Genomic DNA, 1298 nt, shown 5'->3' with positions numbered 1-1298 from the left:
CACCGGTTCGGCTTTGAGACGCTAGGCAAGCTCGCCGAGACCGGCACGAAAATGGTCGATGACGCTATTGAAGTTATCGAAACCTATCCCGACGTGGCGCGGGCATCATGAAATCAATTTTCGAGGAAAGAGATCATGTCAGACATTGTGGAGCAGCTGAAGAAGGTCCGCAAGCTGCAGTCCCGCGCCGCCGCTGCGAAGATGGAGTTGCACGATCTTGCCGAGGACCTTCCGATTAATTGGGCTAGAATCAAGACCATTGCAGGAGAGACGTTCGACGCCTTCGCCGAGTTGAACGCTGCGAAGGAAGAGCTCGCTGCATTGGAGAATTCACGATGACTGGCCCTTTCGTCACGCGCGACGGCTCCAGCTGGGTGCCGGAGTACCTGACCTGCATCGATGCTACAACCTGCATCGGCTGTGGCCGATGCTTCAAAGCCTGCTCTCGCGAAGTCATGCACCTCTATGGCGTCGGTGAAGCGGGTGAAATCCTCGGCATCTGCGACGACGAGGAGGAAGACTTCGATGGCGAGCTCAATCGTATGATCATGGTTGTCGATGAGGCCGGCCGCTGCATTGGTTGCGGCGCCTGCGCGCGCGTCTGCCCGAAGAACTGTCAGACCCATGTCGCGGCAGACAAGGTTACTGCGTGATCTCGCGAACAAGTCAACGCTGTTACCTTCAGATCGTTTGTTGTCTCCTGCTGCTCGTCGTCTGCGCAAACGAACGAACGTAGTTACTTCGTGTGGCATTCCATCCACAAAGTTAGCGCTGCGATGGTGGCTAGTTCGTCGCTTCTTTCAATAGGACTTTTTTAAAAGCGCGAAGTGGCGATCGCTGTCTCGTCGCCCTCGGCGATGAACTTATCCGGTTGCCAAGGCAGATGCCCCGCGATTGGATCGCCACAGATCGTGCCGTTCGTGTCCCATGCCTGATCCGCGGATGCGGCGGTTCTAATCAATGGCGGCCGGTGCAAAGAAGGCACTGCAATTGCACGCAATGTCTCGCGCAAGCTGACCGTCAAGGTAAGCACCAGTGCGCAGCTGACGGAGGCACTTGCGGCGAGGACCGCAACGCCACTTTCCACCCCGCAGGCTCAATACGATCCGACACAGGACGATCCTGAGCGCGGTTGAATTACATGCTAATTCCCTTGTCCCCAGCGCAACCGTCGACATTTCTCGCAAATGTCGGGCATCCGCCACTTTTGTCAGGTTTGTCGTGATTGGAACGTTTTGTTCGCCGGTCTCTCCGTCAAATACACATCAACCTGCCCTCAACCCGCCCATTGATAAAAG

3 protein-coding genes are annotated in these 1298 nt (G+C 56.3%); all 3 read left to right on the top strand.

Annotated features, from left to right (window positions below):
• A partial coding sequence (locus QWJ46_RS30965) for a DUF269 domain-containing protein (RefSeq protein WP_302756306.1) occupies positions 1–111 on the top strand: 111 nt, incomplete at its 5' end.
• Positions 112–135: 24 nt separating this feature from the next.
• Positions 136–339 carry a CCE_0567 family metalloprotein gene (locus tag QWJ46_RS30960; RefSeq protein WP_009991124.1) on the top strand — a complete coding sequence of 68 codons (204 nt, stop codon included), beginning with the start codon at positions 136–138 and terminating at the stop codon, positions 337–339.
• Positions 336–653, top strand: a complete 318-nt coding sequence (fdxB, locus tag QWJ46_RS30955; protein ID WP_004677870.1) for a ferredoxin III, nif-specific — start codon at positions 336–338, stop codon at positions 651–653. Before QWJ46_RS30960 ends, fdxB begins: the two co-directional genes overlap by 4 nt.
• The last annotated feature ends 645 nt before the right edge of the window (positions 654–1298 follow it).

The organism is Rhizobium sp. CBN3 (assembly GCF_030518245.1).
Lineage (GTDB): Bacteria > Pseudomonadota > Alphaproteobacteria > Rhizobiales > Rhizobiaceae > Rhizobium > Rhizobium aethiopicum_A.
This window is presented reverse-complemented; position numbering and strand designations above follow the sequence as displayed.